Annotated in this window: 20 protein-coding genes; 17 read left to right on the forward strand and 3 right to left on the reverse strand. The window is 40.8% G+C overall.

All coding sequences use genetic code 11. The features are described from left to right. Window positions 1-186: 186 nt before the first annotated feature. The 6 genes from PR800_RS03125 to PR800_RS03150 all read left to right on the forward strand — a co-directional run bounded on the left by PR800_RS03125 (window position 187) and on the right by PR800_RS03150 (window position 6,026). A complete protein-coding gene (locus PR800_RS03125) occupies window positions 187-1,077 on the forward strand; it encodes an AraC family transcriptional regulator (protein ID WP_102137868.1) in 891 nt (296 codons plus the stop codon). A gap of 240 nt (window positions 1,078-1,317) precedes the next feature. Next, a complete protein-coding gene (locus PR800_RS03130) occupies window positions 1,318-2,871 on the forward strand; it encodes an ABC transporter substrate-binding protein (RefSeq protein WP_242685775.1) in 1,554 nt (517 codons plus the stop codon). Beyond that, the gene (locus PR800_RS03135) at window positions 2,871-3,833 is read left to right on the forward strand and encodes an ABC transporter permease (protein WP_166264377.1); all 963 of its coding nucleotides are present in this window, start codon (window positions 2,871-2,873) and stop codon (window positions 3,831-3,833) included. The genes PR800_RS03130 and PR800_RS03135 overlap by 1 nt, the downstream gene beginning before the upstream one ends. Window positions 3,834-3,835: 2 nt before the next feature. Next, on the forward strand, window positions 3,836-4,648 hold the full coding sequence (locus PR800_RS03140) for an ABC transporter permease (RefSeq protein WP_102137865.1): 813 nt from the start codon (window positions 3,836-3,838) through the stop codon (window positions 4,646-4,648). Then, window positions 4,642-5,418 carry an ATP-binding cassette domain-containing protein gene (locus PR800_RS03145; RefSeq protein WP_102137864.1) on the forward strand — a complete coding sequence of 259 codons (777 nt, stop codon included), beginning with the start codon at window positions 4,642-4,644 and terminating at the stop codon, window positions 5,416-5,418. Before PR800_RS03140 ends, PR800_RS03145 begins: the two co-directional genes overlap by 7 nt. 14 nt (window positions 5,419-5,432) lie before the next feature. Continuing rightward, the gene (locus PR800_RS03150; protein ID WP_272530206.1) at window positions 5,433-6,026 is read left to right on the forward strand and encodes an ATP-binding cassette domain-containing protein; all 594 of its coding nucleotides are present in this window, start codon (window positions 5,433-5,435) and stop codon (window positions 6,024-6,026) included. A 32-nt stretch (window positions 6,027-6,058) separates the two neighbouring features. Here PR800_RS03150 and PR800_RS03155 read toward each other — a convergent pair whose 3' ends face one another. Beyond that, window positions 6,059-7,606: a S8 family serine peptidase gene (locus PR800_RS03155; RefSeq protein WP_272530180.1), complete on the reverse strand. Its 1,548-nt coding sequence runs from the start codon at window positions 7,604-7,606 to the stop codon at window positions 6,059-6,061. Between the two features lie 257 nt (window positions 7,607-7,863). Between PR800_RS03155 and PR800_RS03160 the strand changes: the two genes are divergently transcribed. Next, complete coding sequence (locus PR800_RS03160) at window positions 7,864-9,921, forward strand: TonB-dependent receptor family protein (protein WP_272530182.1); 2,058 nt, start codon at window positions 7,864-7,866, stop codon at window positions 9,919-9,921. A gap of 38 nt (window positions 9,922-9,959) precedes the next feature. Here PR800_RS03160 and PR800_RS03165 read toward each other — a convergent pair whose 3' ends face one another. After that, the gene (locus tag PR800_RS03165; RefSeq protein WP_102137860.1) at window positions 9,960-10,676 is read right to left on the reverse strand and encodes a Crp/Fnr family transcriptional regulator; all 717 of its coding nucleotides are present in this window, start codon (window positions 10,674-10,676) and stop codon (window positions 9,960-9,962) included. Window positions 10,677-10,771: 95 nt separating this feature from the next. Between PR800_RS03165 and PR800_RS03170 the strand changes: the two genes are divergently transcribed. From PR800_RS03170 to PR800_RS03205, 8 genes are all read left to right on the forward strand, one after another. After that, complete coding sequence (locus PR800_RS03170; protein WP_166264383.1) at window positions 10,772-11,860, forward strand: ABC transporter substrate-binding protein; 1,089 nt, start codon at window positions 10,772-10,774, stop codon at window positions 11,858-11,860. Then, the gene (locus tag PR800_RS03175; protein ID WP_272530184.1) at window positions 11,853-12,872 is read left to right on the forward strand and encodes a FecCD family ABC transporter permease; all 1,020 of its coding nucleotides are present in this window, start codon (window positions 11,853-11,855) and stop codon (window positions 12,870-12,872) included. The genes PR800_RS03170 and PR800_RS03175 overlap by 8 nt, the downstream gene beginning before the upstream one ends. Then, the gene (locus PR800_RS03180; RefSeq protein WP_210848183.1) at window positions 12,869-13,609 is read left to right on the forward strand and encodes an ABC transporter ATP-binding protein; all 741 of its coding nucleotides are present in this window, start codon (window positions 12,869-12,871) and stop codon (window positions 13,607-13,609) included. Before PR800_RS03175 ends, PR800_RS03180 begins: the two co-directional genes overlap by 4 nt. A 36-nt stretch (window positions 13,610-13,645) precedes the next feature. After that, the gene (locus tag PR800_RS03185) at window positions 13,646-14,011 is read left to right on the forward strand and encodes a cupin domain-containing protein (protein ID WP_102137856.1); all 366 of its coding nucleotides are present in this window, start codon (window positions 13,646-13,648) and stop codon (window positions 14,009-14,011) included. Window positions 14,012-14,024: 13 nt separating this feature from the next. Next, entirely contained in the window at window positions 14,025-14,795 is a 771-nt protein-coding gene (locus PR800_RS03190; protein ID WP_272530185.1) for a class I SAM-dependent methyltransferase, read from the forward strand. A 214-nt stretch (window positions 14,796-15,009) separates the two neighbouring features. Beyond that, the gene (locus PR800_RS03195) at window positions 15,010-17,211 is read left to right on the forward strand and encodes a TonB-dependent siderophore receptor (RefSeq protein WP_272530186.1); all 2,202 of its coding nucleotides are present in this window, start codon (window positions 15,010-15,012) and stop codon (window positions 17,209-17,211) included. 120 nt (window positions 17,212-17,331) lie between these two features. Further along, the gene (locus PR800_RS03200) at window positions 17,332-18,432 is read left to right on the forward strand and encodes an ABC transporter substrate-binding protein (RefSeq protein WP_239978929.1); all 1,101 of its coding nucleotides are present in this window, start codon (window positions 17,332-17,334) and stop codon (window positions 18,430-18,432) included. A gap of 420 nt (window positions 18,433-18,852) precedes the next feature. After that, window positions 18,853-19,152: an HdeA/HdeB family chaperone gene (locus tag PR800_RS03205; RefSeq protein WP_036958008.1), complete on the forward strand. Its 300-nt coding sequence runs from the start codon at window positions 18,853-18,855 to the stop codon at window positions 19,150-19,152. 120 nt (window positions 19,153-19,272) lie between these two features. Here PR800_RS03205 and PR800_RS03210 read toward each other — a convergent pair whose 3' ends face one another. After that, window positions 19,273-20,172 (reverse strand): LysR family transcriptional regulator, encoded by a 900-nt coding sequence (locus PR800_RS03210; RefSeq protein ID WP_272530188.1) that lies wholly within the window; start codon window positions 20,170-20,172, stop codon window positions 19,273-19,275. Between the two features lie 99 nt (window positions 20,173-20,271). On the opposite strand from PR800_RS03210, the gene PR800_RS03215 reads away from it, so the two are divergent. Next, complete coding sequence (locus PR800_RS03215; protein ID WP_239978432.1) at window positions 20,272-21,603, forward strand: MFS transporter; 1,332 nt, start codon at window positions 20,272-20,274, stop codon at window positions 21,601-21,603. After that, window positions 21,604-21,996 (forward strand): hypothetical protein, encoded by a 393-nt coding sequence (locus tag PR800_RS03220; RefSeq protein ID WP_272530189.1) that lies wholly within the window; start codon window positions 21,604-21,606, stop codon window positions 21,994-21,996. It abuts the gene before it with no gap. Window positions 21,997-22,147 lie beyond the last annotated feature (151 nt).

Below are 22,147 nucleotides of genomic sequence, written 5' to 3' on the forward strand. Positions count from 1 at the left end.
ATATAACAACCATCAAAATAACAGTAAAAAATGAGCGTATATCTATATTGCGATTTCAGCGTAACAGGACTATATTCTCAGCCGCACTGATATGGGGTGGAGATGTTTACGACGTTACCTTATATCTATTCAACAATCCCTTTTCTTGGGAAGTCATTCTGACATTAACGGCAGTTTATAGAGATTATGGAATATAAATTCTTTCTTTCGAAAAGCCAAATGGTGTTAAAAGCGTTTTATATTGAAAGCGCGATGATAGCCATGCTAACTGGCGCGAAAGGAAATATCGTGATCAATGGCCAATCCATTGAAATTGAAAGCGATGTCACCTTAATTATTCCTAAATACAGCCAAGTTTCCTGCAATATTGTGTGTAACACCGTGAAGCAGCCGCTTGAGTTACACACCTTGTCGATGTCAGCAGAAGAATTACAAGCGGTATTTTTATTACTGAAAACATTGATGAAGTCTGGTGCGCCTCTGACTAGCCACCAACCGATTTACCATATTTCTCCCCCAGAAACCGTGAGAGATAACTTTAGTTTGTTAAAACAATGCTTACCATTAGAAAAACAGAGTGAATCCCAAGAAGCATTGTTAATGAAACAGAGCCTATATTTTATTTTAATGGCGATATATCAAGAAGGTATCGATATTCTGAATCTTTTTCGTTTCAATTATGATGAACCGAAAAACCAAGCGATTACCCATTTGATAACTCAAGAACCGCAAAAAAAATGGCATTTAGACGATGTTGCGAAAGCGTTATTTACGACACCTTCAACATTGCGCCGCCATTTGAACCGCGAAGGGGTGTCTTTTCGTCAATTATTGTTAGATGTTCGCATGGGGATGGCGTTGAATTATTTGACGTTTTCGAACTATTCTGTTTTTCAAATTAGTCATCGCTGCGGCTTTGGTAGCAATGCTTATTTTTGTGATGTTTTTAAGCGAAAATATAATATGACACCTTCCCAGTTTCGGTTGCAATCAAGGCAGTCGAATGACCCTAATTTTATTACTAATTTATCCTTGCGTTCTAACCCAATTGAATTTGACAAAGAAATAGATGAGTAGTTGTTAAGGTAGGTCAAATAACGACTTAATTTTAGCGGTTTCTCGATTAAATTCGCTGTTCTATTGATGTAGCGCCTAGCAATCAAGACATTAAATTTAATATAACTCATATTTGCTACCTTACACTTAGTAAATATCTCACCGATAGCGACATCAATGAAAATAACGACATTGGTGGTTTGAAATAAAAAATAAAACCTATCTATAGAGGGATGTATGATTAAAAATATCGTTGCAGCAATGTGCCTGATGGGGCTCACACTGCAAGCACAAGCAGTTGAACCGGCTCAATCACAAACTTTACGTTTAGCGATTGGTTCAGAGCCAACTGAGGGTTTTGACCCCATGCTCGGGTGGAGCCACGGCAGCTACCTACTGTTGCATAGCCCATTACTGAAACAAAAAGCTGACCTTTCATGGCATAGCTATATGCTTGAAAGTTATCAACATAATGCAGATGGTAAACAGTGGACACTCAAGCTGAAAAAAGGCTTAAAATTTTCCGATGGCTCTCCATTGACCGCCAAAGATGTGGTTTTTACCTATAACAATGCCGCAGCAAGTGGCGGTAAGGTGGACATGGGCAACTTTGCCAAAGCAGAGGAAATTGACCCACTCACCGTAAAAATCACGTTATCTTCCCCACAAAGTACCTTTGTGAATGTACTAGGCTCGTTAGGGATTGTTTGTGCCGATAAATATGATGCGAAAACCTATGCACATAACCCGATTGGCGCAGGCCCTTATCGCTTAGTCGCATTCCAGCCAGGGCAGCAACTGATTGTTGAGCAAAATCCATATTATGCAGGGCCAAAAAATGCCTTTGGTAAAATGGTCTTTGTTTTCCTTGATGAAGATGCGGCCTTTGCTGCGGCACAAAGCAATCAACTGGAAATCGTCCGTATTCCCGCTGCGGTAGCGGCAAATGCCAATAATGTGAAAAATATGAAATTGGTTGAGCGCTATAGTGTGGAAAATCGCGGTATCTCTTTCCCAATTCCACCTGCGGGTGAGAAAGATGCTCAAGGTAACCCTATCGGTAACGACATCACTTCTGATGTTGCTGTCCGTAAAGCGATTAACTATGCACTTGACCGTAAACTATTGGCAGAATCTGTATTGGAAGGCTTTGCCGTACCGGCTTATACCGGCGTCGCGGGGCTGCCATGGAATAACCCAGACTCCGCTTTTAAAGATGGCGATCTTGAGAAAGCGAAATCCATTTTAGAAGAGGCGGGGTGGACGCTAAACAAAGATGGCTTAAGGGAAAAAGACGGTAAAGTGGCTAAGCTAACCTTATGGTATGCGAGTGGCGATACCACACGCCGCGATTTGGCTCAGGCTATTCGTTCAAGCTTAAAACCGATTGGTATCGAAATGGATTTAAAATCGGGGAGCTGGGAAACCGTTGAACTCAATATGCATGCGAATCCAACACTGTTTGGTTGGGGAAGCTTAGACCCGATGGAGATTGTCCATAATTACAGCAGCAAGGCTGCGGGTGTTGGCTTTTACAACCCGGGTTATTATAAAAATGCTGAAGTCGATCAATTGATTGAAAAAGCGTTAGCGCAAGCTGACCAAGACGCAGCGATCCCGTTATGGCAACAAGTGGATTGGAACGGTAACACGGGGGTGGGCATTAAAGGTGATGCCCCATGGGCTTGGTTGATGAACCTGCAACATATTTATTTACTGAATAATTGTGTTGATTTAGGCACCAGTGCCCCTGAAATTCACGGCTCTTGGTCAGTGTTAAATAATGTCGATGAATGGGCGTGGACCTGTCAGTAATGCGAACCGCACTCGGGCTTTTATTACGATTTATTTGCTTATTAACCGTAACGGCAGCAGGAATTTTTATCCTGCTGAGTTACTCGCCTATTGATCCAATAAAAGCCTATATCGGCAATGACTTACTGCACGTTCCCCCTGAGCAATATGCGCTCATTGCTGCTCGATGGGGGCTTGATCAGCCACTGTGGGTTCAGTTCTGGCGCTGGTTTTCGCAAGTCTTACAGGGGGATTTGGGCTATTCCATGCTCTATAACACCCCAGTAATTCAAGTGATTGCTGACCGCCTTGTGCCTTCTTTAGCCCTACTTATTAGCTCTTGGCTGTTCTCTGGCGTTGTTGGTTTTGCGTTGGGTTTGGTCGCGGGACGTTATTTAAACCGCTGGCCAGACAAACTTATTTCAACGTTATGCTATTTACTTGCTTCAATTCCTGTTTTTTGGGTGGGTTTGCTGTTGTTGTCTCTGTTTGCGGTGACATTACAGTGGGCGCCGATATGCTGTGCTTGGCCGATAGGCTTGGATGAGCAAACGGCAACATTTTCACAAAAACTTCATCATCTGGTTTTACCTGTCATTGCGTTGGGTATGTTAGGCGTCGGCAATATCGCACTGCATACACGTGCCAAAGTGGTTGAGGTGATGAGCAGTGAATTTATTCATTATGCACAAGCCCAAGGAGATAAAGGCTGGTCGATGATAGGCTTTCATGTCCTAAAGCATGCCATCACCCCCGCAATTTGTTTACAGTTTGCGTCTATTGGTGAGTTATTAAGCGGGGCATTATTAGCAGAGAAAGTTTTTGCCTATCCAGGCTTAGGTCAGGCGACGATTGATGCGGGGCTACGTGGAGACATTCCCTTGTTGATGGGGATCGTGATGTTATGTGCTGCGCTAATATTTTTTAGCAATACGGTAGCCGACAGCTTGCTAAAAAAAGTGAATAAGGGAGTGATGAGGTAGTCATGACATATAACCCGAATCGCGCTTTGCTTAAGTTAGCTTTCTCGTTGCTTTTATTGGTCATCGTCAGTATCTATGCGTTTGGTTTCTCCCTCAATGATATTGAAATGAATTTACTCGATAGGCGGCTGCCTCCGTCGTGGGCACATCTATTTGGTACAGATAATTTAGGGCGTGATTTATTTGCCAGAACCTTTCAAGGTGTGGCAACCAGTTTGCAAATCGGCCTTATGGCTGCCATTACCAGTGGTTTTATTGCACTTGTCATGGCGGGGTTATCCTCAATAAGCAAAGCCATGGACTATGTGGTGCGTGGTATTATTGATGCCATGTTGGCATTACCCCATCTTTTATTGCTGGTATTGATTTGTTTCACGTTGGGAGGCGGAAAAATGGGGGTTATTTGGGCGGTTGCACTAACGCATTGGCCAAAACTAGCCTTAATTTTACGTTCGGAGTTACAACGAGTTAGCCAGTCAGATTACATTATGTTATCTCAACGTATTGGTAACAGTGCATTTTATCGCTGGCGCTATCACTACTTACCCATGATTTTGCCGCAATGGATGGTAGGAACGTTATTAATGTTTCCCCACGCAGTATTACACAGCGCAGCATTAAGCTTTTTAGGTTTTGGTTTATCGCCCCATGAGCCCTCACTGGGCATTTTATTGTCTGATGCGTTGCGTTATCTCAGCACAGGAGCTTGGTGGCTGGTGGTTTTTCCAGGCGTTGCCTTAGTTGGATTAGTGTTATTATTTGACCAATTTGCCAAAGCCTTGCAGCAGTTATGGTTGAAGGGGGCCGTATGTTGAGTCTTGATAATCTCACCGTGGATGTCGCGCAATTTCGTTGGTTAGGGCGTAAACGTTGGGCGCCATTACTACAAGGGATTTCTTTGGATATTCAGCCCGGTGAGATGGTTGCACTGGTAGGTGGGAGCGGAGAAGGTAAGAGCTTGTTATTACAGAGTGTTTTGGGGTTGCTTCCCCATAATATGCGCTGTCGTGGCGGTATTCACCTTAATGGTAAAAAACTGACCGAACAAAACAAAGCGCAGCACCGTGGTAACGCATTATGTTATATTCCTCAAGGGGTTAGCGCACTTAATCCGTTAATTCGTATCGGCCCACAATTAGAACGTGCCGCTGTGTTAAGTGGGCAGCACATTAAAATGCACGATGTCGCGCGGCACTTACAGCAATATAATCTACAAAGCTCACTCGTGGATAGCTACCCAAACCAGTTATCTGGTGGAATGGCAAAACGGGTACTTGCCAGCAGTGCGACACTCTCCTGCGCACAATATATTTTAGCGGATGAAATTTCATCATGGTTGGATGATGACCATGCCATGCAGCTACTCGAAAACATTAAATCGCTCTGCCACGATGGCCGAGGTGTTTTATGGGTCACCCATGATTTGTCCATGGCAGTGCGTTTTGCTGACCGTATTGCCTTATTGCGTAACGGAGCATTGGAAGAAGTGTTAAGTAGCCAAACGCTACAACAAGGTGGCGGTGGAAAATGGCTGCAGTCGTTGTGGAATGCGTTACCGGAACATCAATTTATGGCAAGTAAATGAGTATCACTGAACCTATTTTACAAGTAAATAATTTATGCATTGAACAAGGTGGGCGGCGGCTGTGGGATGGCTTTAACTTATCACTCGCTAGCGGTGAACGCCTTGGGATCTCTGCGCCTAGTGGGTTTGGTAAAACTACGTTGGGCCGAGTATTGGCTCAGTGGCAAAAGGCATCTCAAGGAACCATTTTGTTTGAAGGGCGACGGCTACCTCAACAAGGCTATTGCCCGATTCAATTAGTCCCTCAGCATCCAGAAAAAAGTTTTAACCCATACCGTAAGGTCGGTGCGAGTTTGTTTGATGCTTGGCAGCCAGACTCCCATTGGTTAGCACGTTTTTCAATTAAACCTGCTTGGCTAGAAAGGCTTCCCAGTGAGTTATCCGGTGGTGAGCTTGCTCGTATTGCGTTACTGCGAGCCCTTGACCCGCGAACGAAAATTTTAATTGCTGATGAGGTCACCGCGCAATTAGACGCTAATTTGCAAAAAGAGATTTGGCAATTGTTAGTGAAGTTATCCGAAGAGCGGCCACTAGCAATGGTTATTTTTAGCCATAACAAAGCGTTATTAGAGAAAGTGTGTAGCCGAGTTATTTCACTAGTCAAATAACAGGTGCTTATTATGGCCAAATAACAACTGAATTATTCAGTAATTTGGGCGAGTTTATCAATTTCTTCTAATAACTGATTGACATTAGGTCGGTAACCTATCCCATCACAAACGCCTTCCATATATGTCGATTTTCTTATCAGCTCACGCATTCCCCACGCAGATAGAATAATTTGATGCTGCTTAGCATAGCCTTGAATTAACGCTAATGCACCTGAACACAGCGGTGTTGCACTCGATGTTCCTGAATAACTGTCGGTATAATTTCGGTCATTGCCGGGGTGTTTTTGCAGTGTGCCATACCCCGTAGTAGTCACGCTCCAGTCTCCCCATGAATTAATCAGGGAGTTTTTTTGATTATAATTTGAGAAAGACGTGCGTTTTCCTGTTAGGTGGTCACAAGCTCCCACTAACATGCAGCCATTATCACCAAAATCATCCATAATCCCGAATTGGCTTAAATCCAAGCCGCCATTACCAGCCGCTAAAAGAACAGTCGCGCCTTTATCGACCATGATTTTAATCCTTTCCCACCAATTACGAACTGATATGATAGGAAGCAATTTATTATCAATATGAAATTGGAGGTCGAAACTCACGATGTCACCCGGCTGAGTATCATCAGTAAGTCGGTCCAAATTGTCGGTGTCATAGAAATAAAATTGGCAACCATGCGCAACACCAGTCACACCGAATTCATTTTTAGTTGCAATTACGCAGCCTGTTGACGCGGTACCGTGGTTACAATTTTGAGTTTCAGACCGGCTACTTACCACTATGAGGTTTGCATCTTTAAGGTCTTCATGGTTTCGGTATACGCCAAAATCCATATGACGTACAACTGCTTGCGAGCCATTAATATTTTTTTCCCATGATTCTCTTACATTCATTCCCATTGGGGCATCTAAATATTTTTGTAACTCAGAAAAATCTGGGGTTATTTCATCACTGAGGATGTCATCTTCTTTTATGATTTGGTTATTTAACGGGAGTTTGGGAGGCAGGTAGTCTGTTGTGTCAGGGCAGATGCAGCAATAATTGACATAATCTAATTGCTCAAGTTTTTGTGCTATTTCAACTAAATGATCAAAGTTATCTTCACCATAAAGATTCAGATACTCATATTGTTGAGTCGGTAATTCAATATTTGGCTTAGTTAATGTTAATTTGGAATTTATTAATTCAGTTGATAATGTATCCATAACTAAATGTGTGTTATTTATCTTGAACTTGATCTCGAGAAAATAATTGTTAATCCCATCTATTTTATGATTGATGGTTTTTAATTTTATTTCTGGTTTGGTTTCTTGTTTAATGTTTTGTTGAGAAAGGTGATAGCTAACTGGGTTATCAATTAAATGACAAATGCTCTTGTTGCTATCTATAAATGAAATGGAAACATGGTAATTTCCTGATTTATCTATGTTGAAAAGATAGTGAGATTTATTTGTAGATATGGTTTCTATTTTTTCATTATCTAAAAATAAACTCACGGTAACAGGGTTTTTATCTACATTATTAAAATTGACCACGATACCAGTTTGATTTCCATCGATAAATTTAAAGGTTTTTATATTCATACATTCTCTTTTTATATTACGTTATTGATATTTTTTTAATTATCTAAACATTAAATTGGGTAGGTTATTTAAAGGAGAAAATGTATTTACGACAAGATTGATAATTAAACAGAATTTAATGGAAATTATGATTTCAAGATAAGTCATAAATTAATTTATTTTGGTTTTGACAAATGTCATAGGGATATCAATTCCCATCCTCTATTTTAAATCCCTCAAATGAAAATGATAACCATTACTATTATTGGGGTGAATATATGTCTTATCGTTTAAAGCGGCACCAATTGGCGCATTGTATTGCACTCACTTTAGGCATCGGATCTTTGGCGACACCAATTGGGTTCGCCGCACCAGCAGACACATCAGATAAACTGATCGTTACGTCTTCAACAGGTCAAAGCCGCTTAGTACCGAGTGAACAGCAAGAAAAAGATAAACTCGAAAAAGTGGCAGGCGGAACAAATTTAGTGGTTATCGAAAAAGAGACTCGCCTTGCGACTTTACAAGATGCCCTTGATTACCAGCCAGGGCTGGTGATCCAGAATTTCTTTGGAGGGATTGACCAGCCGCGTTTGAATATTCGTGGCTCAGGAGTGCAAAGTGCACCGCTTGCCCGTGGTGTGTTGCTGCTCCAAGATGGTTTACCTGCAACGGATGCAGATGGCAGTTTTCATATCAGTACCTTAGAAATGCGTGATGCGCGGATGGTGAGCGTACGCCGTGGTGCAAATAGTCTGAACCCACAGAGCAATAGTTTGGGGGGAGAATTGGACGTGCTCTCTTACACGGGTAGAAACGAACAAGGCCGACTACGCTATGAGTACGGCTCTCATGGGCGCGAAGGGTTGCAAACGACATTCGGTGGTGTTTCTGACGATGGGGTACTTGATGGTCGTGTTAATTTTACCTACGACCATTTTGATGGTTATCGAAAACATTCTTCTTCTCAACGCAAAACTTTACGCAGTAACTTTGGTTATGTGACCGATAACTTTGAAAACCGAACTTGGTTGAGCTGGACAGACTTGCGTTTTGACGTTGCAGGGCCCGTTTCCGAAGAGGTACTAAATAATAACCCAACGGATGTGTACCCGATGGTATGGTTGCGTGACCCACACCGTAATGTTGAGCAATTGCGAGTGGCTAACCGCTCTGACTGGCAAGTGGATAACCAAGCGATTGGCGCAGGAGTTTGGCACATTCGTACCCATGATAATTTTACCACCCCTGCGTACTATCGCTTTAGCCGCAGCCACAGTGAAGGGCTGCAATTTACCTATAATATTGAAACTGAACCCGTTACTTATCGCACGGCACTTGCTTGGGACCAAATGACCTTGCAGACCGAATTAATGCAAAACCGTAAAGGAACACCAGCAGACAAAACAAAAATAGGTAAATATGATGGCCGAGCTGAAAACCTCTACGGCAGTGTTGGGGTGGATTTACATATTACGCCAACCGTGACAGTTAATTTAGATGTCAAAGGTACGCATGCACGCCGTGATGTGGAAAAACGGCAAAGTCATTTGTCGTTAGACCAAAGTTGGACATTTTGGACACCAAAAGCGGGTGTTATTTGGCGCCCAACAGAAAGTCAGCGCTACTTTGCCAATATCAGTGCGAGTGAAGAACCAGCGACATTTTGGGAAATTATTAACTCCAGCAATGGAAAATTGACGAAACTTTCACCACAAAAAGCCATCACTTATGAAATTGGAGGGGAAGGGGATGTCACGGATGGGTTGAAATGGAACTTAGCGCTGTATCGTAGCCAAATTAAAGATGAGTATATCACCACTTATGACAGTGCAGGAACTGTCGTGGGCGTGTTTAATTATGCCGCGAAAACTCGCCATCAAGGTTTAGAAGCAGGGCTTGCAGGACGCGTTGGCGCAGGGCCGGGAGATATTAATTACCGAGTTTCTTGGACTTATAACGATTTTCGCTTTATGGGCGGAGAATATAATGGCAACTATATCGCGGGTATTCCACGCAATATTGTCGCTGCCGAGGTGCTATATGAAATTGGGGATTGGAGTGTTGGACCGAATATTCATTGGGCGCCAACAGATATGGCTGTTGACCACCAAAACAACCTTGATATTCAAAAACGTAAACATTATGCCGTACTGGGACTTAAAGGCAGTTATAAGCCAACAGAGCAGTGGTCTGTGTATTTATCGATGGATAATTTAACGGATGAACGTTATGCGACAACATCGGTTGCTAACCAAACCGTCACCGCAAAAGACAGTACCTTATTCCCCGGTATGGGGTTTAATGTAAATGGTGGCGTAACCTATAATTTCTAATAATAAATAACGCATTAATATTGGTTAATGCGTTATGCCTAAAATGGACGCTGTGCAGAAATAGATAATTGCGTTAAGTAGTTTTCATTATGGATATGCACAGTGTCTTTTTCGATATCAATAAATCCTTTTTGCCGCCAGCCAGAAACCAACCGGCTGAGTGTTTCGTAGCGTATGCCTAATTTAGCCGCGAGCTGGCCTCGTGATAAAGGCAAAATAATATTTGAAGTTAATTGCTTGTGTTTTAAATCAAGGATATAAGCGGCTAGTCGTTGCTCCGCAGAACTCGAGGTTAGCCAATCGATATGGTTAATGTTTTCATACAGTTTGCTACTAAAACGCATGAGTAATTTTTCCATAATCTGTGGGCAAGCATGGCAAAGCCGCAAAATATCGCGTTTATCGAGTAGCAAGGCTTCACCGTCGGTTTTCGCCCGTAAACTCATCGGATAGCGGTTGTGCGGCATAAAAACCGCGGCGATGGCAACGATTTCCCCTGTACAAAATAAACCGAAAATTTTTTCCTCGCCCAGATAAGTGTGGCGGTACACCTCGATTTGCCCGCTTATCATTAGGGGGCAATGTTTGAATGGCTCCCCTTCATGGTTCAGAATTTCACCACTTTTAAAGCGAATATAGCCACAATTTTCCAGTAGTAATGCCAGTTTTTCATCTTCTACTTCATTAAACAGCAAGCACGATTTAAGGGCATTGAGCGATTGTGTATGGGGGAAAACGTTTTTGACAAATGTCATAGGTCATCCACTTACGTCGTCTTAGAATGGCTTAAGTATAAATGATAATCATACACATTATCAATTGAGATATTAGCAGAGAGCTGAATAACCCTATGATAAATAATGCTTTTAGACTAGCCGCTGTTTTTCTAACTATTGGTGGGATGGCCAATGCAAGCGCATCACAAGCCGTTGATTTCACAGATATGTCAGGTGATGAAATTCATTTATCAGCCCCTGCAAAACGTATTGTCGTGATCCCAATTCCCGCTGCTTCGATGTTAGTTGGCATGGATGAAAGCAGTGAAAAATTAGTCGGAATGCACCCTTTTGCAAAGGTTGCCGCTCGGGACGGCATGCTAAGCCAAATGTTTTCACCAGTTTTACAGGTGAATTCAAATGTTGTGGGGAATAATTTTACGCCAAATATTGAAGCGTTACTTAATGTCGAGCCCGATCTGGTATGGCAATGGGGGCACCGAGGGGATGACATTATCTCACCAATGCGAGATGCGGGGCTGACTGTTGCTACGTTAGATTATGGGCAAGAGCGCTATACGCAAGAGTGGGTTCGCCTAATGGGGCAAACACTTGGCCACAATGATAAAGCACAAAAAATGATCCAGTGGCGCCAAGAGGTAGTGACCTCACTCTCCTCTACAGCCGCTAAAATTCCTGAATCTGAACAGCCTCGAGTTTTATATCTTTCACACTTTAATCAAAGCATTCAAACGTTTGGTTCAACATCGCACAACAATGCGGATTTTGCGCTAGCGGGGGGAGTAAGTTTAAACCGTGACCTCACAGGGCCAAGAACCCTCAATATTGAGCAAATCCTGGTTTGGGATCCTGACATTATTCTCTTGGGGAATTTCGAAGAGGGGTTATCGCCAGCTGACGTTTATCGTAACCCTATGTTAAGTGAAGTCACTGCAGTGAAAAACCAGCGCGTGTATAAACTCCCCATTGGTGGTTTTATCTGGGATGCACCAAACCAAGAGACCCCACTGTACTGGCAATGGCTATCAATGATTTTTCACCCAGAAACGATGAAAATGCCATTGCGGGAAGAAATTCGCCTGCGATATCAGCAACTTTATGGCTATGACGTTTCGGATGAACAAATAGACGGCATATTGCAAATGGAGATGAACAAAAGTAGCCAACACTATCTTTCTTTAATGGGGAAACCGCATGCGTAGGCCCCAATATCTTTGGCTTGTTTTCGCTATTTGCCTATTGTTGACTTTTGTTTTGGCACTCAGCTGTGGCCGCTACCCAGTTTCGTTTTCCGCGGTTTGGCATATTCTTTATGACACTATTTTTGGTAACGAAATGGTGGGGAACTATAGTCGTACAGAACAAAATGTTGTGCTGAATGTACGTTTACCACGTGTTCTGATAGCCGGTACAGCAGGGGCGGGGTTAGCCGTTGCGGGGGCGGCTTTGCAGGGTATTTTCCGTAACCCATTAGTTGGGCCACAAATTATTGGTGTTTCATCAGGCGCCGCACTCGGCGGGGCTTTAGCCATTTTATTATTTTCCTCTTTAGTTATTACCATTTCATTCGCCTTCATCGGTGGGTTGTTGGCTATCGTGCTGGTTTTTTTACTTGGTTTGAATCGTCAAGGCAGCCAGCTATTAATGTTGATCCTCGCTGGAGTCATTATTAATGCTTTTTTTGCTGCATTAATTTCGTTAATTACCTATTTTGCAGACCCAAACAACACGTTACAAACCATTGTTTTCTGGCTTATGGGCAGCTTTGCCAGTGCGTCTTACCTCAAACTCAATATTGTTTTTCCGGTTGTACTGGCCTGTGTTTTGGTTATTTTTGCACTGCGTTTTCGTATCAATGTGCTGTCCCTTGGGGAAGAAAATGCACAAGCCTTAGGGATGAAAATCAATAGAACCCGTTGGGCGGTGTTACTCAGCGTTACTTTGATCACCAGTGCGACAGTAGCGGTATCCGGCACTATTGGCTGGGTAGGGCTAATTGTTCCCCATATTGCACGATTAATGGTAGGGCATGACCACCGAATATTACTGCCTGCCAGTGCCGTCATTGGTGGGATTTATATGGTGGCTGTTGACACTTTCGCACGCAGTATGACCAATGCAGAAATTCCATTGAGTGTGATCACCGCACTGATCGGCGCCCCCATTTTTGCGTTACTTATCCATACATTAAATAAAAAGGTGGCCGATTTATGATCCAAGTTGAACACCTTAATTTCAAAATTTCCCAACGCCAGTTATTTACCAACTTAAGTTTTCGGCAACCAAAAGGCAGTATTGGCGCAATCTTAGGGCCAAATGGCCGTGGTAAAACAACCTTATTAAAGCTCTTACTCGGCTTACAAAAAGGGGCAACGGGCAATATTTTATTGAATGCACCGGTCGCTTATGTTCCACAGCTTAGTGGTTCACTGTTTCATTACTCTGTTCGCACAATGGTGAGTCTCGGGCGTATTCGTCATCTGCCTTGGTATGCCTCACCTAATGAAAAAGATCACCAAATTGTAGATCAATGCTTAGCGTACTTAGGTATAAGCAAATTTGCGGACCAACCCTTTAACTGCCTCAGTGGCGGGGAAAAACAGATGGTCATGATTGCGAGAGCATTAGCCAGTGAACCAGAAATCCTGATCCTTGACGAACCGACTTCCGCATTGGATCTCGCCAACCAAGACAGTGTGCTCAGCGTATTACGTGACTTAGCCATACACCGCGGAATGACTATCTTGTTTACGAGTCATTATCCACAACATGCGCTGCATATCGCTGATTATTCACTGTTGTTATTTAACGGCAGCGGTTGTTTATTTGGTGAAACTGAACAAATTTTAACGGAAGAAAACCTGACACAGCTGTACCAATTACCTGTCGCAATTACGCCAATGGATTATCAAGGCCGGCAGACCCAAGGGGTCATTCCGCTATTTAGATAACTGAATGAAAACGATTGAATTAAGGAATATAAAACGATGAGCAATAACACAGTAAGCAGTAACACTATAACACCCGCAGAAGCGCTGATTATCAACCAGTTAATTAATTATACTGAACAGGGGATTGCTAGCCGTGTATTAGCGAAGAATGGCGGGGGAAATATCACCTTATTTGCTTTTGATAAAGGCCAAGCGCTATCTGAACACAGCGCCCCTTTTGACGCTATTGTAATGGTTGTTGAAGGGAGTTTACAACTCACCATCGAAGGAAAGCCTGTGATGGCTAAACCGGGGGAAATTGTCAGAATGCCCGCCAATATTCCTCATGCGGTAGATGCGCTAGAGCCCGCAAAAATGTTGTTAGTTATGTTACGTGAGCCTGAAACGGCTTGTACACACTAGCTTGGAGGTGCGAATGGACCAATCATTTACCGCCCATGAAGCTGGGCACAAATTTTTAGCGCGCTTGGGGAAAAAACGCCTACGCCCAGGGGGAAAAGAAGCCACCGAGTGGCTACTTAGCCAATCAGGGTTACACAAGAACAGCCAAGTTCTTGAAGTCGCGTGTAATATGGGAACCACAGCTATTGAAATAGCCTCCCAATTTCATTGCCATATTACGGGTATTGATATGGACAAGCAGGCGCTCGCTCAAGCACAAAAAAATGTGGCGAATAAAGGGTTAACAGATTTAGTGACAATCCAAATGGCGGATGCATCAAAATTACCATTTGAAGATAACAGCTTTGATGTGGTCATTAATGAAGCCATGCTGACCATGTATGGTGATAAAGCGAAAGCGAAGTTATTGCAGGAGTATTATCGAGTACTAAAACCGGGGGGCTGTCTATTAACCCACGATATTGCATTTAAGGATGCCCAAGCGGTACAAAATGTGGTTTCTCAAATGCAGCAGGCGATTAATGTCAAAGCGCAGCCATTACCTGAGACACAATGGGTGGAATTATTTCAACAAGCGGGTTTCCAGCAAGTGGTATCTCATTCAGGGCCAATGACATTGTTATCACCAAAAGGGCTGATTTACGATGAAGGTATATTCGGTGCATTAAAGATTGTCCGTAATGCATTGAAGAAAGAAAATCGTCCCCAATTTTTGCGTATGTTCCGTCATTTTCGGCAAAATCGTGGAAAATTGAATTATATCGCTGTCGTTAGCGTGAAGTAATTAATAGGAAGGCTTTGCGCAAGGATGCGTGACTAGTACTGAATAACCTTTCATTTTTTGTTGTTAATAATAATAATTCTTATATTTATCTTGATTCTTAGTTACTGTTGTTAATAATTATTTGATAAAATAATAAACAGTAATTTAATTATGCATTGTGATTTATTTTTTAGATTCAATAACAGCAATTCTAATAATGTAAAGGTTTAATTTAATGAAAATAAAGCATTTTTTTATTATCTCCCCTTGCGTTCTCCCTTTTATTTCTCCCTCTGTATTTGCCGTTGATAAAAAAGAAGAATCCATAACCATATCCGCTACACGTGGCTATAAATCGGTTTCAGAAATGGCACAAACCACATGGGTGATTGATAATGCTGAAATTGAGCAGCAAGCTGAAGGTGGAAAAGAATTAAAAGATATTTTAGCGCAGCTTATTCCAGGAATGAGTGTCAGCGGCCAAGGGCGGACAAACTATGGCATGAATATGCGTGGCCGTTCAATGATTGTGATGGTTGATGGGGTACGCCTTAACTCTTCTCGTAGTGATAGCCGCCAATTAGACTCCATCGATCCTTTTAATATTAACCATATCGAAGTTATTTCAGGTGCTACGGCGATGTACGGTGGCGGTAGCAGCGGCGGCTTGATTAATATTGTGACGAAAAAAGGCCAAGAAGAAAAACAAGTTTCCCTGCAATTAGGTGGAAAAACAGGCTTTAACAATGGTAAAGATCACGATGAAAATATTGCTGCAGCAGTAAGTGGTGGTAACGAGAACGCTCACGGACGTGTTTCTGTTGCTTATCAACGCTATGGCGGTTGGTATGATGGTAAAGGTAATGCGATTAATATCGATAATACCCAAACAGGGTTACAATTTTCTGATCGCTTGGATGTGATGGCATCAGGTACTATCAAAATCGATGAAAAACAACAGGTTCAAGCTGTTTATCAGCATTATAAAAGTGAGTCTGATGGTAAACACGGCCTCTATTTAGGAAAAAATTTTTCCGCGGTTAAAGGGCAAGGTGATGCTTATAACAGCAGTAAATTAAGTTCTGACCGTTTGCCGGGAACTGAGCGTAATTTGCTCAACTTACAATATTCAAATGCAGATGTATTTGGGCAGGATTTTGTTGCACAGGTTTATTATCGTGATGAATCACAAAAGTTTTATCCCTTCCCAACCCTTACAGGCAAAGATGTTACAAGTATCAGCTCATCGGATCAAAAAACCAATTTTTATGGAACTAAGCTGACGTTCAATAGCCAACCTATCGATGAATTAACGTTAACTTATGGTGTGGATGCAGAGCATGAGCAATTTCGCGCGAACCAAATGTTTTTTGATTTAGATAAAGCGAAAGAATCCGGGGGAATGGACTTAACTAAAGCTTTCCAAATTGGCCGCTATCCAAGCTATACCACGACGAATATGGCGACATTTTTACAAAGTAGTTATGACATTACGCCAATGTTCACGTTAAGCGGTGGTGTGCGTTATCAGTACACAGAAAATAAAGTGGATGATTTTATTGGTTATGCACAGCAAGAAGCTATTGCTAACGGCAAAGGTAAATCAGCCGATGCAGTACCGGGTGGGAAAACGGATTATAATAACTTACTGTTTAATGCAGGGCTGCTGGTTAACCTAACCGAAGAGCAACAAACATGGTTTAATTTCTCTCAAGGTTTTGAAATTCCTGATATTGCTAAGTATTACGGAACTGGTGACTATGCGAAGACTCCAGATGCCAATGGCCACTATCATCTAAATAAAAGCGTTAACATTAATGATACCAAGGTAAAAGGAATCAAGGTTAACTCCTTTGAGTTAGGATGGCGCTACACAGGGGAAAACCTACGCACGCAAGTTGCTACCTATTATTCATTATCTGATAGAAGCTACGGCATTAATAAAGATGACATGAGCATCTATATGAAAACCGATAAACGCCGTATCTATGGGGTAGAAGGTGCTGTGGATTACTTCTTTGCTGATTCAGATTGGAGTGTTGGAAGTAACTTCAATCTACAAAAATCAGAAACTAAAGTGGATGGTAGTTGGGAAAAATGGAGCGTTGATTTCGCGAGCCCATCAAAAGTGAATGCCTATATTGGTTGGGAGCCGAATGACTGGGCACTACGTTTACAAAGCCAGCAAACGTTCAATTTAACGGATGCGGCTGGTAAGAAACTTGATGGTTATAATACCGTTGATTTATTAGGAAGTTATATGTTGCCAGTGGGTAAAGTCAGTTTTGCAGTTGAAAACTTACTGGATAAAAATTACTCCACAATTTGGGGGCAACGAGCACAAAGCTTATATAGCCCTAAATATGGTGCTGCAAACCTGTACGATTATAAAGGCCGTGGTCGAACCTTTGCTCTGAATTACAGTGTGACGTTCTAGTTTATTTTCAAAACCTATTCGACTTGCTGCCAAACATAATATATTTGGCAGCAGTTTGAAGCCACTTTACAGTGGCTTCATTCATACCAACCTTTTTAAATTTAAGGTAAAAGATTTTCCATGAAATTATTTCTCACAGGATTATTGTGCTTACTAAGCTTTTGGGGGCAGGCAAAAACGCCAACGGTGATCACCGACTTACAAGGCCGTGAAGTCACAGTTAATCTTCCCGTTGAAAAGTTATTTCTGGTGGATAGCCGTGATATTTTGCCAGTAGATATTGCTGCGGGTAAAAGTGGGATATCTCGTATCACGGGTTGGAGTGATTCGCTTACACAATACGCACCAGATTTAAAACAAGCTTATTTCAGTGTGTTGCCTGAATTAGGCAAAATACCCACGTTAAAGAAAACACGTGAAGCCGGTCTCCAAGTTGAAAAATTGATCGAGTTAATGCCTGATGTGGTAATTATGCATAAGGCTAATTATGGTGCGATGCGTGATAGCCAAATTTTACCGCAACTTGAAGCCGCAGGTATCCAAGTCATTTTTATTGATTTTCGAATGGATATCGCGAAAAACACGCCGAAAAGTATTTTATTATTAGGTGAATTATTAGGAACACAAGAAAGAGCGGAAAGATTTGCGAAGCTGTACCACGAAAAATTAGGTGCGATTGAAAGCCAATTATCTCAGCCATTTCCAACTGTCTTGATTGAAGCGAATGCAGGGTTATTTAGCGATAATTGTTGTCAACTTTATGGTCGTTCAGGTTACGGTTCTTTAGCGGCCCTGGCAGGCGGAAATAATCTTGTTGCAGATAGTTTCCCTGCAAAAGGGGCTGAAAGTTCCATTGAGAATATTATTACATTAAACCCAGAATATTATTTACTGACAGGCGCCGATTGGCACAACTTTAATCGTCGCTCGCTCGCAGTAAGCTTAGGATATAATGCAAATAAAGCTAACGTGCAGAAGCAGTTATCAGTATTAATGGATAGACAAGGGATCTCATCATTAACGGCAGTTAAAGAAAAGCGCGTTATGGCGATTTACCATAATTTTTACAACAACCCGATGAATATATTTGCCATTGAAGCTATGGCTAAATTTATGCATCCAGAACGATTTAGCGCATTAAATCCAGAACAAAACTTAGTCGAATTTCAAAATCAATTTACAGAGATCCGAGAAACAGGGGTGTTTTGGGTGAGTTTATAGACAAAGTCATCCTTCGCCCTTTGAAGTATAAGTATCAAGATGGTAAATCATGTTTTTATTATCTTAGATACTTATTTTAAATTAAATTTTTAATCGGTTAGATATGATGTTTATGTCTTCTGAGTCATACTTCTTCTGTGTAAATGAACCAATTAAAGACCCTGCAGAGATGGAAGTAAAAGTAATATAGTTAAATATTTATGGCCACTTTTTATAAGTGGCTTTTCTATAAAAACAAATCTTATATTGATGCTCTAATTAAGTTGTCATTTGTAATTTATTGTTCTTATTGTTTGTTATTCTATTTTTAATTCAGTATAAATTTAATCATCAAAATTAGAATATATAATTTATATAAATAATATGCTAATAATAGCTAGCCACATAATTCTATATTTTAAATTTTCAATGGAGTTCAAAATGAGAAAGGTTATTATATCTAGCGTATTATTTGCAGTGTCTACAATTTCATTTAACTCAATGGCAGCAGACAAAAATACGGTTACACCTGAAAATATGACTTGCCAGCAATTTATTAATTTAGATCCTCAAAGTTGGGCACCTGTTGCGTTATGGGTAACAAACCAAGAAACGCAATTTAAAGGTGGGGATTATGTTGCGCTAACAGAGCAAAGTGTTGCTGAAGTCCCTCAGATTGTTGAGTTTTGTAAGAAAAAACCGGAAGGTACTCTGCAAGATTATTTAGCATCTAAGAAATAAAGCAAACTATTATGCCATGGAAGGCATAATAGGCATTACCAACGAGAAGGATAAGCTTTTATTCTGTGGTCGATTAGAAACTAAATTTTTGAAACATTTAACCTGCCTATCTCTATATTTTTATTTATTTACAGCTAATTTATCAGCTAAGTAATCAATAAAAGCACGTGTCTTAGCCGGTAAAACAAGAGTATTTGGATAAAGTAATTGAATATTTTGTTTAGGTAAATGGTATTCAGGTAATACATGAACTAAGCGTTCACACCGCAAGTCGTCATCAACCATCCAAGCAGGGCATATTGCAATACCTAAAGAAGCTAACACCATATGGTGAATAACGGCGGCAGAATTAGACTCGTATTGGTTTTTAATTAGAGGTAAGTAATATTTTTCATTTTTTGCGTTCTGTAAAAAATATTGCGGATCTTGCCAGTTTAATAGGGCATGGTTAATCCATGGAACATTTGCTAAATCAGTGAGTTGTTTTATTGGGTGCTTTTCTATAAATTCCGGGGTGGTGACTAAGTAAATTTCATATTCACCCAGTTTCTTCATTTTAAGAGATGAGTTCTTTAGGTTGCCTAATCGAATGGATAAATCGAGTTTTTCTGTGATCAGGTCGTCTAAGGATGAGTTAAATGAATATTGTAACCGTAGCTTAGGATAAAGACGGCAAAATTCAGGAAGTAGTGGCAAAATAAAACGTTGGCCAAACTCACTCGTTGATGAAAAACGCAGCAAACCGGCAATACTAGTGCCTAAATTTTGGCTTCTTTCAAAAGCTTCATCTATTTGACTTTGAATACGTTTAAAGTCGTCATAGAAATGTTTTCCCACTTCTGTTAATGCAATATTCCGCGTATTTCGTGTTAGCAAGCTTACATTGAGCTGAGCTTCTAATTGTTTGATATCCACACTAACCATAGAGCGGCTTAGCCCTAAAATATCTGCGGCTTTCGTGAATGAACCGGAGTCAACAACTTGTAGAAAGCTGATAATCTTTTTGAGATTTTTTTGCATAATGACAATGATTGTTCTTTTTTATTAAACAATCATGTTACCTCCCTTGTATCGACAAAGAAAGTACTTAAATCTATTCTTTGCCACCGGAGGAAGTCCATGACTTATCGATACAAAATCGCCACAGTATTTTTACTCGGTTTCTTTATTGATTGTATTAATATTTTTATGTCAGCGATAGCATTACCTGATATTGCATCGTCATTTTCAGCGAGCCAATCTCAAGTTGCTTGGGTTGCCAATGGTTATATTTTAGGTTTAGTTCTGGTGATGCCCATCAGTTTATGGCTAGCAGGCAGGCTAGGTAATCAAAAGCTACTTTGCTATTCCATGTTGCTCTTTTCTGTTGCAGCTTGGTTCAGTGGGAGCAGTGATTCAATTTATAGTTTAATTTTTTGGCGTTTTATCCAAGGAGCCGCGGGAGGGTTATTAATTCCTGTAGGTCAGGCACTCGTTTTTGCATTATTTCCAAATAATGATCGTCAGCGTATATCAACATTGATTATGACAGTCGCGTTAATTGCGCCTGCATTCTCACCTGCCATTGGTGGTTTAATTATTGATTCTTTATCTTGGCATTGGGTTTTTTATGCTAATTTACCTTTTTCATTGCTAACGGCCGTACTTGCCTGGGGTTGGATAAAAAATGATGGGAAAACAATAAGAGAAAAGCCAGATATTTTGGGGTTAATAATGGTAAGTTTAAGTTTATTAAGCTTATTATTATCATTCTCTTTTTATAATGACTATCACAATTTATTATTGGCTTTGGTGAGTTTTTCTACTTCTGTCCTTGTATTTATTGTTTATCTTAAATATGCAAAAAAATGTCGAGAACCTATTTTAAATTTTCAGTTATTGAAAAACGCCAATCTGCGTAATGCTTTTATTGTTTACTATGCTGTTCCCGGTATTTTTACAGGGGTTAATTTACTCAATATTTTTAATCTACAAGAGAACATGGGATTCAGTGCGGCACAAACAGGGTTATTCATGGTGCTATATGCATTGGGAGCGGTGATATCAATGCTAACTGGTGGGCGCCTTTATTTGCAGATAGGGAAAAAACAATTATTTATTATTGGTATTACATTACATAGCCTTGGTATTTTTCTGCTTTATTGGGTTTCATCTTCAAGTCAGCTCTATTTATTAATAATCGCTTATTTATTGATGGGGATGGGTGGTGGATTGAGCGCCAATACTGCACAAATTAGCTCGTTGATGGATTTCAAAGACAAAGATTTACTTCAAGGGAGCGTATTGTGGAATATTAATCGGCAAGTCGCATTTAGTGTGGGTGCCGTCATATTTATTTCTATATTTAGCCTAACGACTTTTTCGAGTGATTTATTACGCTATCAATATACGTTTCTTATCGCATCAATACTCGGGTTACTTTCATTAATTTCAGTGATCAAGGAAAAATAAATGAGTGAAACAATGGAAAGAGCGCTGCAAAGCGTTGTGGACGTACATGTATTAATTGAGAATGTTTTTATGGGGAGAAATGGTGATAAAAGTTTGGCTCCTCTATTAGCCAGTTTCGATAAGCACTTTAAAATGGTTACAACCCAGGGCCATTGTATTGGATTAAATGAAGTGACTCAGTTATTCAGTCAGAATGTAGGGGTTCGAACATTATTTACAACAGAGTGTATTAATCTGATGCCATTACGCGAAGACAATGGTTATTGCTGGGTTCAATATCAAGAAAAACAGCAAATAAACGGTATTGATTCGTTAAGAATTTCTGCTGCATGTATCAGGGTCGAAGCAGAAAAGTGTGTCTGGGTTTATTTGCATGAAACTCCAGTAGTGTAAATGAGATAAAATGAGGGTGATAAAACAGAGTAATTACTGTTTTATCACCAACAGACAGCATAAGTTCATAGATGATATTTATTCTCATTTTCATTGACCGTCGGTCGGTCGAGTATTATCATGCTACTATGATCGAAGATGAGGTATAAAA

Source organism: Providencia sp. PROV205, from assembly GCF_028479505.1.
Classification (GTDB): Bacteria; Pseudomonadota; Gammaproteobacteria; order Enterobacterales; family Enterobacteriaceae; genus Providencia; species Providencia huaxiensis.

Coding starts and splice junctions, on each gene's coding strand:
- PR800_RS03125 (WP_102137868.1), top strand. CDS start 187: ATGGAATATAAATTCTTTCTTTCGAAAAGCCAAATGGTGTTAAAAGCG.
- PR800_RS03130 (WP_242685775.1), top strand. CDS start 1,318: ATGTGCCTGATGGGGCTCACACTGCAAGCACAAGCAGTTGAACCGGCT.
- PR800_RS03135 (WP_166264377.1), top strand. CDS start 2,871: ATGCGAACCGCACTCGGGCTTTTATTACGATTTATTTGCTTATTAACC.
- PR800_RS03140 (WP_102137865.1), top strand. CDS start 3,836: ATGACATATAACCCGAATCGCGCTTTGCTTAAGTTAGCTTTCTCGTTG.
- PR800_RS03145 (WP_102137864.1), top strand. CDS start 4,642: ATGTTGAGTCTTGATAATCTCACCGTGGATGTCGCGCAATTTCGTTGG.
- PR800_RS03155 (WP_272530180.1), bottom strand. CDS start 7,606: ATGAATATAAAAACCTTTAAATTTATCGATGGAAATCAAACTGGTATC.
- PR800_RS03160 (WP_272530182.1), top strand. CDS start 7,864: ATGTCTTATCGTTTAAAGCGGCACCAATTGGCGCATTGTATTGCACTC.
- PR800_RS03165 (WP_102137860.1), bottom strand. CDS start 10,676: ATGACATTTGTCAAAAACGTTTTCCCCCATACACAATCGCTCAATGCC.
- PR800_RS03170 (WP_166264383.1), top strand. CDS start 10,772: ATGATAAATAATGCTTTTAGACTAGCCGCTGTTTTTCTAACTATTGGT.
- PR800_RS03175 (WP_272530184.1), top strand. CDS start 11,853: ATGCGTAGGCCCCAATATCTTTGGCTTGTTTTCGCTATTTGCCTATTG.
- PR800_RS03180 (WP_210848183.1), top strand. CDS start 12,869: ATGATCCAAGTTGAACACCTTAATTTCAAAATTTCCCAACGCCAGTTA.
- PR800_RS03185 (WP_102137856.1), top strand. CDS start 13,646: ATGAGCAATAACACAGTAAGCAGTAACACTATAACACCCGCAGAAGCG.
- PR800_RS03190 (WP_272530185.1), top strand. CDS start 14,025: ATGGACCAATCATTTACCGCCCATGAAGCTGGGCACAAATTTTTAGCG.
- PR800_RS03195 (WP_272530186.1), top strand. CDS start 15,010: ATGAAAATAAAGCATTTTTTTATTATCTCCCCTTGCGTTCTCCCTTTT.
- PR800_RS03200 (WP_239978929.1), top strand. CDS start 17,332: ATGAAATTATTTCTCACAGGATTATTGTGCTTACTAAGCTTTTGGGGG.
- PR800_RS03205 (WP_036958008.1), top strand. CDS start 18,853: ATGAGAAAGGTTATTATATCTAGCGTATTATTTGCAGTGTCTACAATT.
- PR800_RS03210 (WP_272530188.1), bottom strand. CDS start 20,172: ATGCAAAAAAATCTCAAAAAGATTATCAGCTTTCTACAAGTTGTTGAC.
- PR800_RS03215 (WP_239978432.1), top strand. CDS start 20,272: ATGACTTATCGATACAAAATCGCCACAGTATTTTTACTCGGTTTCTTT.
- PR800_RS03220 (WP_272530189.1), top strand. CDS start 21,604: ATGAGTGAAACAATGGAAAGAGCGCTGCAAAGCGTTGTGGACGTACAT.